The 15,595-nt window shown below is 43.2% G+C and carries 15 protein-coding genes and 1 pseudogene; 15 read left to right on the forward strand and 1 reads right to left on the reverse strand.

What is annotated here, in order from left to right; all coding sequences use genetic code 11:
- The first annotated feature begins 9 nt into the window (after positions 1–9).
- From AC04Q6_RS10930 to AC04Q6_RS10960, 7 genes are read left to right on the forward strand one after another with little or no spacing between them, the layout of a single operon-like run.
- Positions 10–720: a TadE/TadG family type IV pilus assembly protein gene (locus tag AC04Q6_RS10930; protein WP_021977321.1), complete on the forward strand. Its 711-nt coding sequence runs from the start codon at positions 10–12 to the stop codon at positions 718–720.
- Positions 721–741: 21 nt separating this feature from the next.
- Positions 742–1,302: a prepilin peptidase gene (locus AC04Q6_RS10935; protein ID WP_118071317.1), complete on the forward strand. Its 561-nt coding sequence runs from the start codon at positions 742–744 to the stop codon at positions 1,300–1,302.
- Between the two features lie 15 nt (positions 1,303–1,317).
- Complete coding sequence (locus tag AC04Q6_RS10940) at positions 1,318–2,607, forward strand: WG repeat-containing protein (RefSeq protein WP_021977323.1); 1,290 nt, start codon at positions 1,318–1,320, stop codon at positions 2,605–2,607.
- Between the two features lie 18 nt (positions 2,608–2,625).
- A complete protein-coding gene (locus AC04Q6_RS10945) occupies positions 2,626–4,344 on the forward strand; it encodes an FHA domain-containing protein (RefSeq protein ID WP_244832840.1) in 1,719 nt (572 codons plus the stop codon).
- A complete protein-coding gene (locus AC04Q6_RS10950) occupies positions 4,341–6,302 on the forward strand; it encodes a tetratricopeptide repeat protein (RefSeq protein ID WP_119248016.1) in 1,962 nt (653 codons plus the stop codon). Before AC04Q6_RS10945 ends, AC04Q6_RS10950 begins: the two co-directional genes overlap by 4 nt.
- Positions 6,303–6,323: 21 nt before the next feature.
- Positions 6,324–8,354 (forward strand): serine/threonine-protein kinase, encoded by a 2,031-nt coding sequence (locus tag AC04Q6_RS10955; protein WP_021977326.1) that lies wholly within the window; start codon positions 6,324–6,326, stop codon positions 8,352–8,354.
- A 10-nt stretch (positions 8,355–8,364) separates the two neighbouring features.
- Positions 8,365–8,499 carry a hypothetical protein gene (locus tag AC04Q6_RS10960; protein ID WP_021977327.1) on the forward strand — a complete coding sequence of 45 codons (135 nt, stop codon included), beginning with the start codon at positions 8,365–8,367 and terminating at the stop codon, positions 8,497–8,499.
- Positions 8,500–8,542: 43 nt separating this feature from the next.
- Here the strand turns inward: AC04Q6_RS10960 and AC04Q6_RS10965 are convergent, their stop codons facing one another.
- On the reverse strand, positions 8,543–9,349 hold the full coding sequence (locus tag AC04Q6_RS10965) for a hypothetical protein (RefSeq protein ID WP_119248238.1): 807 nt from the start codon (positions 9,347–9,349) through the stop codon (positions 8,543–8,545).
- A 317-nt stretch (positions 9,350–9,666) separates the two neighbouring features.
- Here AC04Q6_RS10965 and AC04Q6_RS10970 point away from each other — a divergent pair, with 317 nt between their 5' ends.
- From AC04Q6_RS10970 to AC04Q6_RS11005, 8 genes and pseudogenes are all read left to right on the forward strand, one after another.
- Positions 9,667–10,062 (forward strand): hypothetical protein, encoded by a 396-nt coding sequence (locus tag AC04Q6_RS10970; protein WP_118062351.1) that lies wholly within the window; start codon positions 9,667–9,669, stop codon positions 10,060–10,062.
- A gap of 93 nt (positions 10,063–10,155) precedes the next feature.
- On the forward strand, positions 10,156–10,929 hold the full coding sequence (locus AC04Q6_RS10975) for a hypothetical protein (protein WP_021977330.1): 774 nt from the start codon (positions 10,156–10,158) through the stop codon (positions 10,927–10,929).
- A gap of 130 nt (positions 10,930–11,059) precedes the next feature.
- Positions 11,060–12,319 (forward strand): annotated as a pseudogene (locus AC04Q6_RS10980) (endonuclease Q family protein); the annotation flags it as partial.
- 14 nt (positions 12,320–12,333) lie between these two features.
- Positions 12,334–12,801 carry a metallophosphoesterase family protein gene (locus AC04Q6_RS10985; protein WP_021977332.1) on the forward strand — a complete coding sequence of 156 codons (468 nt, stop codon included), beginning with the start codon at positions 12,334–12,336 and terminating at the stop codon, positions 12,799–12,801.
- 247 nt (positions 12,802–13,048) lie between these two features.
- On the forward strand, positions 13,049–13,411 hold the full coding sequence (locus AC04Q6_RS10990) for a CidA/LrgA family protein (RefSeq protein WP_021977333.1): 363 nt from the start codon (positions 13,049–13,051) through the stop codon (positions 13,409–13,411).
- The gene (locus tag AC04Q6_RS10995) at positions 13,408–14,100 is read left to right on the forward strand and encodes an LrgB family protein (RefSeq protein ID WP_021977334.1); all 693 of its coding nucleotides are present in this window, start codon (positions 13,408–13,410) and stop codon (positions 14,098–14,100) included. The genes AC04Q6_RS10990 and AC04Q6_RS10995 overlap by 4 nt, the downstream gene beginning before the upstream one ends.
- 232 nt (positions 14,101–14,332) lie before the next feature.
- Entirely contained in the window at positions 14,333–14,587 is a 255-nt protein-coding gene (locus tag AC04Q6_RS11000) for a hypothetical protein (RefSeq protein ID WP_021977335.1), read from the forward strand.
- Positions 14,588–14,602: 15 nt separating this feature from the next.
- Complete coding sequence (locus tag AC04Q6_RS11005) at positions 14,603–15,589, forward strand: helix-turn-helix transcriptional regulator (protein WP_021977336.1); 987 nt, start codon at positions 14,603–14,605, stop codon at positions 15,587–15,589.
- Positions 15,590–15,595: the final 6 nt, after the last annotated feature.

The following is a 15,595-nucleotide window of genomic DNA, read 5'->3' on the forward strand; positions in this document are numbered from 1 at the left end:
GGAGGGGCAATGTCAGACAGAAAAGAAAATGGTTCGATCACTGTGGAGGCAGCACTGTTTATTCCCATGTTCCTGTTCGCGTTTATGTGCATATTCAGTCTGATCTCCTGTGTGAGGGCACAGGTACTGATCCAGTATTCTGTGGATCAGGCAGCGAAAGAGGTTGCGGAATACAGTTACATACTGGAAAAGACAGGCGTTCTGGACGCATATAAAGGACTTAATACAAAATCAGAAGAATTCTCAAAACAGATGGAGGACATTAAATCCAATCTGGAAGTGATCGAGAATACAGCCAAAAGTGTTACAAACGGACAGGGAACCATACAGGATGTGGCAGATGCCGGAAAGGCGGGAAAAGCTACATATGATCAGCTGAAAGAATATAAGAAAAATCCCAAGGAGTTTGTGAACGGTGTTCTGAACTATGTGAAAAACGGCGCATGGAACAAGCTTGCCAGTTATATGACAGGAGTCGTTGCAAAATCCTGTGTGAAGCAGCAGCTGAGTGTGGCTTCCGGAGGACAGGATGCAGACGAATATCTGGAAAAACTGGGAGTTTCCAATATGAAATTCAGCAAAAGTTCCTGGTGTGCAAAAGGTACCAATGACATAAAGATCGTTGTGGATTATGATATCAAAACGGAATTCCCGTTCTTTGATCTGGGAACAAGACATTACCGTGTCTGCGCTTCAACCCGCGTATGGGCAGGCAGCTGACGGATTGACCAAGGAGAAAAAATGGAACATATAAAAAGTCTTATAAAAGAAAAAAAATATATCCTTCTGATCATAGCAGCACTTGTTTTAGCCGAGATATTTTTTTTCAGCAAATATGGCTATCACTGGCTGAAAGCAGTCCGATATATGATATTGACGGTTTTTATGGTTTTTCTCGGATTTATCGATCAGCAGAAAACCATTATACCCAATAAGCTTCTGCTTTTCATGTTTGTCATAAGGGCAGTGATACTGGCAGGAGAAATTACAGTGAAGCCTTCTTACTGGCTGGATATCCTGAAATCAGCAGGAGGTGGAATGCTGCTGGGATTTCTGATCTTTTTTCTGGCCAGGATCTTTTCCAGAAAAAGTGTCGGAATGGGAGATGTGAAGCTGGCAGCCGTGCTGGGATGGTATCTTGGAGGCTCTCTGATATGGTTTGACATTGTTGTGAGTTTATCGCTTGCGGCACTTTATTCGATCGTACAGCTGATCCTCAAAAAACTGAACATGAAGGATTCCATTCCTCTTGCTCCGTTTTTTTCTGTGGGAACGATCCTGATTTTGTTACTTGGCTTTTGATTCGTAGAGGTGCGTATGAAAAAATTAATGGTTCTGATGATGACCGGTCTGCTTGTGGGAGCATGGTATACAACATTTACTTCTGCAGTGGAAAAACCGATGGAATATAAAAAATGTCTCCAGCAGGCTCAGAAAAATGAAGAAAAAGGAATTTATTACGATGCAATCCTGGAATATAAGAAAGCATTGGAGTATGATGGAGATAACCGAAATATCTATATGAAGATCGCGGAAGATTACAGAAATATGGGAGATGATTCCGGTTTTGTGGATGCATGCAACAGTGCGATCTCTCTTGACGGAGATAATGAACAGGCAATCCTGACACTGGCAGATTATTACGTGGAGCAGGATGAGAAACAGGACGCCATTGCCCTTCTGAAAAAACACATCAAGAAGAAAAAAAACAGTGGCGCGCTGAAGGCAAAGCTGGATTCTCTGGCAGGAGATTTCCAGTTTATCGGAGATGAATACGATAATATTTCAGAAACCTGCAACCATTATATGAGGATCACATCCGGAGAAGATGTGGGTATCCTGGATGAAGATGGAAATTCTGTGATCCGTGCGGAATATCAATATATCGGAATGTTTGGTGAAAACGGTTTCGCGCCGGTTGAGAAAGACGGCGAATGGTATTATATAGATACAAACGGTTATAAGCGGCGACAGCCGGACGAGACTTATGAATATCTGGGAACCTTCAATGAAGGGGTACTTCCTGCAAAAAAGAACGGGAAATATGGATTCCTGGATGAAGATTTCAATGAAAAGACGGAATTTGAATATGATGCGGCGACACCTATGCTTAATGGTATTGCAGCAGTAAAAAAAGATGAAAAGTGGGCTCTTATTGATAAGGACCTGAAGATTATTACAGATTTCGGATTTGACGATGTAGTCAGGGATGCCTGGGGCTTCTGCTCCAGAAATGGTGTCGTATTTGTAAAAACCGGTGAGCAGTATCAGCTGCTTAACAGTTCCGGTGTACAGATCGGCGAAAATTATGAAGCAGTTTCTCCGTTTATTTCCAAAAATCCCGCAGCAGTTCAGCAGGCTGGAAAATGGGGATTTGTTTCATCAGAAGGAGAAAAAGTTCTGGACTGTATGTTTGAAAAAGCAAGAAGCTTTTCTGCCATTGGATATGCGGCAGTTCAGTCGGATGAAAGTTGGGGATTTATTAAGAGCAATGGTGATTTTGTGGTAAATCCGCAATTTGCAGATGCCAAGAATTTTAACAGCAGTGGAATTGCACCAGTACTGTCAGAAGGAAAATGGAAACTGATCCAGCTGGATATATACTAAGAAAAGGAGATAAAGAGTATGAATTTTGAGTATGATTTCAAAGACGGACACACAAGATTTTCCTACAGATCCAAGCCGGGAGAGGTCCTGGACGAAAAAACGTGGAGCATTTTGACACAGGGAACCGCAAATCAGTTTCTGTTGCCGGCAAATGCGAATCAGGATGGCAATGGTTTTATTTTTACATATGATATAGCCGGAACCATGAACATAATGGCATGGATGAGCGAAGCACCTCAGGAAAAGCAGATCGAAATTCAGCAGAAGGTGAATTATGTGCTTACTTTCTTTGAAGAACTGGGTGTTCCAAAGCAGGAAATCGTATCAGAGATGCAGAATATCTATGTGGATACACGAACAGAAGAAGTAAAGGTCGTTTGCATTCCGCTGAGATCAGAGTCCGGTGGATTTGGCGGCGGAGCAGACGGATTTAGTCATGAGCAGACCGGACAGACTGCCAATTATGATGAAGGTGGCCCACTGGTTCCTCCTACACCGGGTGGCGGTTTTGTAGATATGGATGGTGACGTTGAAGAAAAGAAACCGAAGAAAAAGAAGGCGTTGTTGAAGGGACTGTTCCATCGAATGGAGAAAAAACAGGAGGTACAGGAAGAAATTCCATTTCCACAGGAAATGCCACCAATGCCGCCGGAAATGCCACCACAGAGACCGGAGAATATCTGGGCGAATACTCCAAATGAGGGAGGCTGGGATAATCCGCCAGAAGAAAACAGAAAAACATATCCTTCACCAGGGGAAGGCTTCGGAGAGGACCCGGGAAGAGGTTATGAGCCAGATCCGGCGTCAGGTTTCGGAGAGACACCGGGAAGAGGTTATGAACCAGATCCGGCGTCAGGTTTCGGAGAGGACCCGGGAAGAGGTTATGAACCAGATCCGGCGTCAGGTTTTGGAGAGGACCCGGGAAGAGGCTATGAGCCAGATCCGGCGCCAGGCTTCGGAGAAGCACCGGGAAGAGGCTATGAGCCAGATCCGGCGCCAGGCTTCGGAGAAGCACCGGGAAGAGGCTATGAGCCAGATCCGGCGCCAGGCTTCGGAGAAGCACCGGGAAGAGGTTATGAACCAGATCCGGCGTCAGGTTTCGGAGAGGACCCGGGAAGAGGTTATGAACCAGATCCGGCGTCAGGTTTTGGAGAGGACCCGGCAGGAGGTTATGAGCCAGATCCAACACCAGGTTTCTGGGACAAACCGGCAGGGGGCTATAACCCAGATCCAATGCCAGGGAATGATGGAGCTCAGGGAAGAGGCTACACTCCGAATCCAACGTCAGGTTTTGGCGAAGAACAGAGAAAAAGTTTTACTCCGAATCCGGGAACCGGTTTTGCATCAGACGATGATGACGGCAATGACGCAACTGTAATGCTGAGGGATGACGGAAGTGAAGCAACGATACTTCTGAAAGCAAGAGTTAAACCAAATGCTACATTGATCCGTCTGCATACACAGGAGAAGTTCCATATCACGACGGAGATCTGCAAGATCGGTAAGCGTGCACTTATGGTAGATATCTGCATCCGCAATAACCCGACCATCAGCAGGGAACACTGTGCGATCCATTTTGAAGAAGGTAAATATTACCTGGAAGATAAGGATTCCAGCAACTATACATACCTGAACGGAAACAGAGCAATGCCAGGCCAGAAACTGCTTCTCAATGACGGAGATCAGATCCGCCTGTCTGATGAAGAGTTTATTTTCCGAAAGGGGGATGTGAAATGAATCCAAACAATAATTCCGGAAAAAAATTATCACCGCAGATATTAGTTCCGATGATCGCAGGAATTGTCTGCGTACTCGTGATTCTGGCAGTTGTGATTTTTGTCACACCTAAAAAGGCAACTGCAAGCCAGTTACAGGAAAATCTGAACCTGGGCTCCAAATATCTGGATGCAGGAGAATACGACAAAGCAGAAGTTGCATTTAATGATGCTCTGAAGATTGATAAAAAATCCACAGATGCGACTCTGGGACTTGCAAAAGTATACAATGGAAAGAAACAGCCGGAAAAGGCACTGGATATGCTGAAAAAGACCGGCGAAAATATGAAAAATGTTTCCACATCTTCTGTGAAAAAGGATTCCGCTGCATGGAATTCCCGTGTAAACGATTATCAGAACGCTTTTGAAAATACAAAGAGCATTTTTAAAGAACAGGGAAAAACTTCTCAGGTAGAAGAGACAGAAAAAGAAGAACAGGATACAACAAAATATATCACTCTTATTATTAATATTATAAATCCAACGGCAACGCCAACGCCGACAACAGATCCGAATGAACTGGATGACGGAAGCAATAACAGTGCGGGTGGTGCAGGTCTGGATTCTGGAAAAGTTGGTGAAGTAACTGCGGCACCGCATCCTGGAGATCAGACTGATCCGACAAGTGCTCCAGATCGGGATAACACGGAATCAGAAGACGGGGCAGATCAGAACGCCGCGGATGATACGGATTCAACAGATGATGGAGATTCAACAGATGATACGGATTCCACGGATGCTTCTGATTATGCGGAAGATACAGAAAATCCATATGACAGTTCAGACTATCCGGAAGATCCGGATTCGGAAACATATGATAATCCGTCAGATGAAGCAGGAACAACAGAAGTGACCAATGAGGATGTATATGGTAAGGATGAACTCCCATCCGGAGGTTCAGAAGTTTCCAACGGAGAACAGGATGAGAACTCATACGACAATCCGGGTGAAGCCTCCAATGAAGATACAGATGATAATGCATATGAAGATCCAGCGGAAACTTCTGATGAAAACCAGGATGGAAATTACAGCGAACCGGATACAGAAACAGCTGATGATCCGGCAATACCGACACCTGGTCCGGCAGAGACTTATACGGAGACAACAGAGACCTCACAAACGGATGAGACAGGTACAGAGCAGACAGATAGCAATACCGCAGAAACTGCAGATGACGATGCTGTACTGGCTGCATATGTAGCACAGGTGGAAATCTCTAAATATACAGGAGGAAGCATTTCCTACACAGACAGTACCAGCATGGCATCTGTAAATGGCGTTCTTGCAACAGATCAGAGAGATTTTAACAGTGATGGAAGACCGGAACTTCTGGTGATTTCTATTTCCGGAGGAAAACTGCAGTTTGAACTTTACAGGGCAGAAAACGGAGAGGCACAGCAGATTGCCAGTGAATCAGCAGATCCGGGCTTTGGTGATCCAGTCGAGGGAATCACATACAGCGGAACACAGGAATGCTTTGTAAAAGATAATGGAACTTCTGTTGATATCGGAATCGCAGGCTATTATTCCGGAATGAGCGGCGAAAATGCAATGCCGGAAGCAAGGCTGGCTATCACCCTTTATACAGTTAACAGTGACGGAACAGTAAGCCAGACAGGAAATGCGGCACTGGTAAACGGCACACAGCTTTACCTGAATGGAACGACTCCACAGGAGGGCGGAAAGGATGCCTTTATCAGCGAGATTTCCAAAATGGGATTAAGCGGGTCCTGGGTTGCTGAAAGCGCAGATATGTTAGCCGGAATGGATCTTCTCAATAATCCGATGCAGGATACAGCAGGAGTACCAAATCCGATCAATACCGGTCTTTCCGCAAAAGAAACAGGAGTCCAGGACCTGGCAGTGATCAATGTGGGAATGCAGCCAGGAAGCAGCAGCATGGATTTTAGCGTAAAATAAGATAAAAAGAGGTTTGAATATATGCCAATTCCACATACTTATCGGGTTATAGGTAAGATTGGAGCTGGAAACAGCGGTGAAATCTACAAGGCTTATCAGATAAACCTTGGAAAATATGTAGTACTGAAAAAAATAAAAACAGAGATCAAAGATTTTCTGAACAACAGAGCGGAAGTTGATGTACTGAAAAACCTCAGACATTCCTGTCTGCCTCAGGTTCTTGACTTTTTTGAGGCGGACGGGGATGTGTATACAGTTATGGATTTTATCCCGGGGAATTCATTTAAGGATTATCTGGATTCCGGAACTGTTTTTGAAGAGAAATCAGTCATTATCTGGGCAAAGCAGATAGCTGCAACACTGGGCTATCTGCACAGCCAGAAACCACCGATCATCCACAGTGACCTGAAACCTGGGAATATCATGCTGACACCGGAAGGAAATATCTGTCTGATAGATTTTAACATTTCTGCCACGCTGGATGGAGATACTGCCTGGGTAACCGGATATACCAATGGATATGCGGCTCCGGAACAGATCGAGGCACTGCATTACAACCAGAACGAACTGGACCATTCACTCTGGAAAACCATAGATGCCAGAGCGGATATTTACAGTCTGGGAGCAACTTTATACCACATCATGACCGGCAGGAAGCCGAAACCGGATGAAAACGGAAATGTCAGTGATATCAGGCTTACCGGCATAAAGATCAATGATATCTTTGCACATATTATCATGAAATGCCTGGAGCCGGACCCGAACAGGCGATATCAGAGTGCGGAAGAGCTTCTGAATGATCTGAAGAATATCCAGACAAAGGACAAGAGGTATAAAGATCTCTGCGCAAAACAGCACATGGCCTATGTTCTGGTTGCAGGTCTGATGATCGGAAGTGCAGCGCTGACGATCAGTGGATATTTCAAACGGGATGTTGGAAAACAGAAAAACTATGAATCTTATGTACGTCAGGAAGCGCAGTGTATCAGCTCCGGAGATTATCAGAATTTTGAAACATATTATGAAAAAGCCACGGATCTTATTCCGGACAGGCTGGATGCCTATTATCAGAAGGCGCTGGCGCTGAACAAGCAGCAGCAGTATGGTGACAGTATTGATTTTATCAATAAAGTGATCCTTTCCAATGATGCGATCCTGAAAAGCGGATCGTCTCTGAATGATATTTATTACCTTCTCGGAAATTCCTATGAGAGAATGGAAAATTATGAGAATGCGGCAGAATGCTACAAAAAAGCCATTGATATCAAGCCGGATAACAGTGCTTACTACAGAGATTATGCCATTGCGATGGCATACACCGGAAATATGGAGGAAGCGGAAAAAGCGCTGGAGACGGCACGTGAGAATGGCCTGGATTCCATAGATATTGATTATGTTGAAGGAGAAATCTCATATAATAATGGGGACTATTCCGGTGCAAAGGATATCTTTGCAGATTGTATCCAGAAAACAGATGACGATTATCTCCGAATGCGTGCCTACATTATGGAGTGCAAATGCATTGACGGGCAGGATGACGGTGTGAGCGGATCGGATGAAAAGATCCAGATTCTGGAGAAGGCCCGTAAAGAGCTTCCAAAAGAATACAATATCGGAATCCTTGAACAGCTGGCGCAGACATACAGTGATCTTGGAAATGATACCTCAGATATGTCCTATTATCAGGAGGCCGCGAAGGTTTTTGAGCAGATCCAGAGTCAGGGCATGGGAACTTATGATACAGATTATAATCTGTCTGTTTTATATCAGAATATGCAGCAGTACGATCAGGAGGAAACGGTACTGAACCAGATGCTGGAGAAGTATGGTGATAATTATAAGACCTATAAGGCGCTGGCATATCTGGAAGTTGCAAAGCAGTCTCAGGCTGATAATGAAGGCAGAGATTACACAAAATTCCAGGAATACTATCTGAAAGCAAAGGAACTTTATCAGTCACAGCCGGATAACAATGCCAATGATATGGAGATGGATAATCTTCAGGATCTGTACGAGCAGGCAGTAGCAAACGGCTGGTTGTCTGCATCATAAGGAGAAAGAAATGGAGATAGGAACGATCATGATGATCATAGGGATCATGGGAATTATAGCAGGCATGGTCCTTTTGTTTCTGCTTCCGGGGATTTTCAGAAAGCAGAGAAAAAAAATGATGGAAGAAATCGGAGAGGATTTATAAAAAAGAGGCGTGTGAAAAAAATTCACACGCCTTATTATATATTTTATTTTGTTCTGCTGAGACTGCTGGATTTTACATATCCGGCAGAACTGTAGGGGTTACCGTTTCCGATTCGGGTCATAGAACTGGTATCTTTCAGATTCAGACGATATCCGAAATAGCAGTTATGACTTAATTCTATTTTGAAATAATAGCCGTAACTGGTTTTGATGATCTCATCGATATCAAAAATCCAGTATGGTTCATTTTCGGAGTCGGAGAAATAATAATTTACTTCCTTTCCGGAGAAAACAACTTTATCTCCGTCTGGTGTGTACCAGGTACCTTTGACCAGATTTAATGCTTTCTTATCTGTAGCAGAAGCCGGAATACTGGAAACACGTTTGCCATCTTTCAGACGGTAAATAACGGTTGTCTTATTGGCATCATAAGAACCGCAGCCGTGCCATGCAAAACGGTATGCGAATCGGATGTATCCATCCTTGTTGTAATCGCAGGTGCATTTGGTACTTACATAAAGTCTCATACTTCTTTTGTTTAATGTACCGTTCTTTTTGTAATCGTTGAATTCCTTAAAAAGTGTTTTTTTCAGAGAAAGATCATTGTTGTAGGAAGATTTTAAGGATTGGTTGATCCGTTTAACTGCAGTGCTGTTTCCTTTTAACTGTGGCAGCTCGTAGGAATATGTGGCACTGGAACTCTTATAGGTTTTCTTTTCCTGGATTTTTTTGATCGTATAAGTAGCTTTGGTGGCTGCCTGTACATTCTGTGTAGTTCCCACACCGGCTGTGATGCAGAACGCACACATGGCGATCAGAAATCCTGTAATTCTTTTTTTCCATATTCTCATTTTAGGGTCCTCCTTGTCTGACAGGTGGATAAGCTTATCCACTCTGGTTTCTATAGTATTTCAGAAGTTCTGTTTATAAATTTATGTAAGACGGTTCCGGAGGAGAACAGTCTTTTAAGCGGTTGATTTTATTATGGACTTCTTCCTGTGGATTTTCAAGAGTTCTCAATAAAAAAAATTTTTAAAAAATTTTTCATTTTTTTAAAACCTGCCGGTATTCTTAGTCGTCTGTATAGTGAAAGGAGGAAAGAGGACAGGTTTTAAGCGGAAAAATATACTTATTAAAAAAATAATATTTAACACAGGAGGAAAAGAATATGGATACTATGTCAGCAAAAAATTTCTTACAGAACACAGAGGTAAAATTTAAAGTAAAAATGATCGCAACGATCATACCTGCGGCAATTTTTCTTATTACGATTCTGATTGAAGGAATAACCGGAACGGGAATACAGATCATGCAGAATATTTATCTTATTTCAGGACTGATTTTGCTGGTAGCAACAGGCGCAGTTGTGAAACTTCTGAAGATTGCTTTAACTGCGTTCAAATGGGGATGGCTGCTCACACCGTTTACACTGTTTGATCTGGTGATCGCTGTGATCGCAGGTGGATTTGTCCTGGGAGTGGGACTTCTGTTCCCATTTGGCCCTATGGCACTGGATACCTGGGATCTTTATATGGAACGTCGCAATGCGAAAGCGTATCTGTGATTTTTTCAGGTTTTTGACTGGGTTATGAGCTTTACAGATGCAGAATGAAAAATCATAATATAAATATATGCAATATAAAAAGGAGGAAATGAAATGAAGAAAAAACTTTCAATCGCAGGTATGTTGTTAATGGTTTGTATGTTGTTCTGTATTTCGAAAACAACGTATGCAGCTAGCCGTACGATTACGACGAATAAGAGTTATGATGTGATTCTTGGGAATGAGACAAAGAATTATACGGTTATTGTTCCTAATTCAGGATATTTTTATTATACGGTTATACCAATTAAATATATTGAAAATGGTATTGAATCATCTTCCAGTTCCTGGTATTTGCCATCGACAAAAATGAAAGTTGGATATAAATTATACGAAGAACAATCTGTATATTATGGCAGACCGTTTACGTCCGCGGCATATTCTTTTAAAAAGGGAACTCGGGTTAATATTTCTTTAACTGACACAAATTCTTCTAACACATATGCTTATTATAGATTGAAAGTAATTACAAAAAATCCTGAAAATTTTGAAAAAGAAAATAACAATTCAAGAAACACCGCAACGAAGATTTTATGTAATAAGACGTATAGTGGCTTGAGCCAGCAGGATGATAAAGACTGGTGGTGTTTTACTGCTCCTAAAACCGGGAAATATAAATTTTACTGCGTTGAAATTAAGGACAATAAATATCAGACTGTAAAAGCGTATTATGGAGCCAGACTTATTTCAGCGACTACAATGAGAAGTAATCAGGGCTGGGCAACATTATACAGAGGAACCTTAAAAAAAGGTCAGAAAATTTATATACTATTAGATAATGGAAGTAAGAATGAGTTCTACAGATTAAAAGTAAAGCAAATAGGGTAGTTTTTGTGTATATCTGACTATTATTAATACAGGCGAAGAATACAATAGATTCTTTTGCCTGTATTTTTTGCCATTGAGAATAAACAGAAAAGAGGATGTACATATGAAACAGAGGAAATTATAATATAAGATGTACAAATGGCATACAGGAGGAAAAATTTTGAAGCAGATCGCAGATTTACACATACATTCCAGATATTCCATGGCGACAAGCAAGGACGGAACACCGGAGATGCTGGATCTCTGGGCACGGAAGAAAGGGATCACACTTCTTGGAACCGGAGATATGACACATCCTCTCTGGCGGCAGGAATTAAAGGATAAACTGATTCCTGCGGAACCGGGGCTTTTCCGGTTGAAAGATGAATTCGTTTTGCCAGAGGCGGCACATTATCCTGGAAAATCTCCCAGATTTGTATTGTCCGGAGAAATCAGTTCCATTTATAAAAAGGATGGAAAAACCAGGAAGGTGCACAGTCTGATCCTGCTCCCGGGATTTCGGGAAGCAGATGCTTTTGCCGCAAGGCTGGAAAAAATTGGGAATATCCATTCAGACGGACGCCCTATCCTGGGGCTGCCCTGTCGTGACCTTCTGGAAATTATGCTGGAGATCAGCGAGAAAGGCATGTATATCCCGGCACACATCTGGACACCACATTTTTCTCTGTTTGGGGCAAAATCCGGATTTGATACCATAGAAGAGTGCTTCGAGGAACTGACACCATATATTCATGCGCTGGAGACGGGATTATCTTCAGACCCGGTGATGAACTGGCAGATTTCCGCGCTGGACAGATATCAGCTGGTATCCCACTCGGATGCTCATTCACCTTCCAAACTGGGAAGAGAGGCAGACCTTCTGGATATCGAGCTTTCCTATCAGGGCCTGTTTAATGCAGTTCAGAAAGGAACAGGACTTGAAGGTACGATCGAATTTTTTCCGGAAGAGGGAAAGTATCATTATGACGGCCATCGAAAATGCGGCGTGTGTTTAAGCCCGCGTGAAGCAGAAAAATATAACGGCATCTGCCCGGTATGCGGAAAGAAGTTGACAATGGGCGTGGATCACAGGATCTTACAGCTTTCAGACAGGGATGAAGGTGCGGCTGCCATGCCGGAAAGCGGACGTCCTTACGAAAGTCTGGTGCCGTTGCCGGAAGTGATTTCTGCCTGCGTGGGATTTTCCACAGCAAGCAAAAAAGTGCAGGGCCGGTATGAAATGTTGCTTAAGAAACTTGGGGCAGAATTTTCCATATTAAGAGAGGTGCCACAGGAGGATATCAGGACAGTTGGAGGAGAGGCTCTGGCAGAAGGAATCCGGCGGCTGCGTGCAGGAGAAGTTGTGCGAAAACCTGGCTTTGACGGAGAATACGGAAAGATAGAATTATTCTGACGGAGGAAAATATGAAAGAAAAAATAGGTATTATCTCAGACACTCATGGCCTTCTCCGACCGGAGGTCCTGGAAATCTTAAAAGACTGTAAATACATTCTTCACGCCGGAGATGTAAATAAAGATGAAATCTTGAATGTGTTACGTTCCATGGGAAATCTTTACGTAGTACGTGGAAATAATGACAAAGACTGGGCAGAAAATCTCCGTATCAGTTTAAACTTTACAATTGGCGGGGTGAAATTTTTCATGGTCCACAACAAAAAAGACGTGACCTGGGATCTGGATGATACCCAGGTGGTGATCTTCGGACATACCCATAAATATTTTGAAAAGATCATTGATGATCGTCTGTGGCTTAATCCGGGAAGCTGCGGCAGAAGTCGCTTTGGAGGTGAAGTTACTATGGCCGTTATGACTGTTGAAGACGGACGGTATCAGGTAGAAAAAATCATTTTGACAGAGAATTCCGAAAAATGATCAGAACGTTATTTACAGATCCTTTTATGCAGAGATGTTTCCGGAAATTACTGGAATACGCTGATGTATAAAAGGATTTTTTGTATTTTATGGGATACAATCCTTGTAATTTAGGATTTGTAGCGTATAATTAGAAAACGTTTAAAACCAAAAGTGGTCTTACCACTTTTGAAATATTGCTTAAACGTATGTCAAAAAGCGGAATATGAATGTTCGCTTTACATGAATGAATCAGGAGGGATGCAGTATGAAGTACGTGCAGCAGTTCAGCATCATCCTGCTGATTTCCGTCATTGGAGAAATCTTAAAAACCTTTCTTCCACTTCCGGTACCGGCCAGTGTTTATGGACTGGTGATCATGCTGGTGGCACTGCTCACAGGCATCCTGAAGTTGGATCAGGTAAAAGGTGCGGCAGATTTTCTGGTTGAGATCATGCCGGTGATGTTTGTGCCGGCAGGTGCAGGACTGATCACAGCATGGAGTTCTCTGAAACCGATCTGTGTACCGGTTCTTATTATGACGTTTATCAGCACGGTAATTGTAATGGTCGTAACAGGAAAAGTGACACAGGGAGTGATCCGAATGGGAAAGAGAGGAACTGAAAAATGATGGAATTCATAAAAAACTCCGCATTTTTTGGAGCGATGATAAGTCTGATCGCCTACGAGATCGGACTTATCCTGAAAAAGAAATTCAAAATGGCGATTTTTAATCCTCTTTTGATTTCGATCATCTGTGTTATCGGTGTTCTTCTGATATTCCATATTGATTACAATGATTATAACGAAGGTGGCAAATATATCAGCTATCTTCTGACACCGGCAACCGTGTGCCTGGCAGTACCTCTTTATGAACAGATCCATCTGCTGAAAAAAAATCTCAAGGCAGTGGCAGCCGGGATTATTTCCGGAACACTGGCAGGCCTTTGCAGTATTCTGCTTATGTCCAAACTGTTTGGTTTTAACCATCAGGAATATGTCACCATGCTTCCGAAGTCCATCACAACAGCTATCGGAATGGGCGTTTCCGAAGAACTTGGCGGTATTGTGACGATTACAGTTGCTGTGATCATTATCACAGGAGTTCTTGGAAATATGATCGCTGAAGTTGTCTACAAGATCGCAAAGATAGAAGAGCCGATCGCAAGAGGCCTTGGCCTTGGAACTTCAGCCCATGCCATCGGAACGGCCAAAGCTATGGAGCTTGGTCCTGTAGAAGGTGCCATGAGCAGTCTTGCCATTGCAGTAGCCGGTCTGCTTACGGTTGTAGGTGCATCGGTATTTGCCGGAATGATGTAATCCTGCTTCCATAGAAAAAAAGTGTATGAAAGGTCTGCTGTTATCGGCAGACTTTTTTTCTTACCACGAAATCGAACATATTTTTGTACAAAATAAACAAATGTTCGAAAAAGACACATTCATACCGTTTTATCGGACTTATAATGCGCTATAATACCAACATATAGAAAATATGTTTGGAAAATATGTTCGGTAGATTGTAAATGGGCATATAACAGGGAGGATGGATCTTATGTGGAATACAGAGAACAGCAGGAAGGTTGCACTGGCAGAAGGAAGATACATGGAGACAGAGCACAGACACACCGGGAAGCAGAAGCTTTCTTCTGGAATGGCTATGATCCTGGGAGCGCTTCTGACAATAGAGATCATGATCGGTGGAGCGATGATCCTTAATTTTGATTTTAAGGGAGCGGATATCATTGCTGTTGTACTTGCATTCATGGTATTATACTTTGCAGTGGTTGCCTCACTGACAGATAAATAGAACGGAGGAGTCGGAATGCCCAGGGTTTTTAACCAGAAAATAAAAATTTTATATCTGATGCGCGTTTTTCTGGAACGGACAGATGAAGAACATCCCATGTCTGTGAAGGAACTGATCATCTATCTGAACAGTCTGGGAATCAGCGCAGAGCGCAAAACTGTATACGATGATATCGAAACATTACGGAATTTTGGAATGGACATTCTGAATCGCAGAGAGCAGCCGGCAGGCTTTTATGTGGCCAGCCGGAAATTTGAACTTCCTGAACTGAAACTTCTGGTTGATGCAGTACAGTCGTCCAGATTTATTACCAGTGGGAAATCCCGTCAGCTGATCGGGAAGCTGGAGAGTCTTGCAAGTGTCCATGAGGCCAGACAGCTGCGGCGCCAGGTTTTTGTACAGAATCGGGTGCGAACCATGAATGAGAGTGTGTATTACAGTATTGATGAGATTCAGAGAGCGCTTACCGAGGACAGGCAAATCTCATTTCAGTATTGTGAATGGACAGTGGAGAAGGAGCTGCGGCTGAAGAAGAACGGAGAACGGTATCGTGTCAGTCCCTGGGGACTTGTGTGGCAGAATGAGAATTATTATCTGGTCGCCTGTGATGAGAAGTGTGGCAGAGTGAAGCACTACCGGGTGGACAAGATTATGCAGATCCGGCTTGAAGAGGCGGCCCGCAGCGGCAGGGAACTTTTTGAGAATTATGATGCGGGAGAGCTGACATCCAGAACCTTCGGGATGTTTGGCGGAAAAGAGGAAACCATATGTCTGGAAGCGCATAACCGTCTGGTCGGAGTTGTACTGGACCGGTTTGGCAGGGACATTATGATTCAGAGGAAGGATCATGAACATTTCAAAACGCTGGTTCGTGTCAACGTCAGCGATCAGTTTTTTGGCTGGATAGCCAGTCTTGGCCCGGATGCGGTAATTGCATCACCCGATGATGTACGCGACAGGTACCGGGAATTTCTTGAGAAGAGTCTTTCTAATTACAAATGATAAATA

Source organism: Blautia sp. HA9023 (assembly GCF_056504095.1).

Excerpts from the sequence above, each read along its gene's own strand:
- AC04Q6_RS10955 (WP_021977326.1), top strand. The coding sequence starts at position 6,324 with ATGCCAATTCCACATACTTATCGGGTTATAGGTAAGATTGGAGCTGGA.
- AC04Q6_RS10950 (WP_119248016.1), top strand. The coding sequence starts at position 4,341 with ATGAATCCAAACAATAATTCCGGAAAAAAATTATCACCGCAGATATTA.
- AC04Q6_RS11005 (WP_021977336.1), top strand. The coding sequence starts at position 14,603 with ATGCCCAGGGTTTTTAACCAGAAAATAAAAATTTTATATCTGATGCGC.
- AC04Q6_RS11000 (WP_021977335.1), top strand. The coding sequence starts at position 14,333 with ATGTGGAATACAGAGAACAGCAGGAAGGTTGCACTGGCAGAAGGAAGA.
- AC04Q6_RS10985 (WP_021977332.1), top strand. The coding sequence starts at position 12,334 with ATGAAAGAAAAAATAGGTATTATCTCAGACACTCATGGCCTTCTCCGA.
- AC04Q6_RS10960 (WP_021977327.1), top strand. The coding sequence starts at position 8,365 with ATGGAGATAGGAACGATCATGATGATCATAGGGATCATGGGAATTATA.
- AC04Q6_RS10945 (WP_244832840.1), top strand. The coding sequence starts at position 2,626 with ATGAATTTTGAGTATGATTTCAAAGACGGACACACAAGATTTTCCTAC.
- AC04Q6_RS10940 (WP_021977323.1), top strand. The coding sequence starts at position 1,318 with ATGAAAAAATTAATGGTTCTGATGATGACCGGTCTGCTTGTGGGAGCA.
- AC04Q6_RS10970 (WP_118062351.1), top strand. The coding sequence starts at position 9,667 with ATGGATACTATGTCAGCAAAAAATTTCTTACAGAACACAGAGGTAAAA.
- AC04Q6_RS10935 (WP_118071317.1), top strand. The coding sequence starts at position 742 with ATGGAACATATAAAAAGTCTTATAAAAGAAAAAAAATATATCCTTCTG.
- AC04Q6_RS10975 (WP_021977330.1), top strand. The coding sequence starts at position 10,156 with ATGAAGAAAAAACTTTCAATCGCAGGTATGTTGTTAATGGTTTGTATG.
- AC04Q6_RS10930 (WP_021977321.1), top strand. The coding sequence starts at position 10 with ATGTCAGACAGAAAAGAAAATGGTTCGATCACTGTGGAGGCAGCACTG.
- AC04Q6_RS10965 (WP_119248238.1), bottom strand. The coding sequence starts at position 9,349 with ATGAGAATATGGAAAAAAAGAATTACAGGATTTCTGATCGCCATGTGT.
- AC04Q6_RS10990 (WP_021977333.1), top strand. The coding sequence starts at position 13,049 with ATGAAGTACGTGCAGCAGTTCAGCATCATCCTGCTGATTTCCGTCATT.
- AC04Q6_RS10995 (WP_021977334.1), top strand. The coding sequence starts at position 13,408 with ATGATGGAATTCATAAAAAACTCCGCATTTTTTGGAGCGATGATAAGT.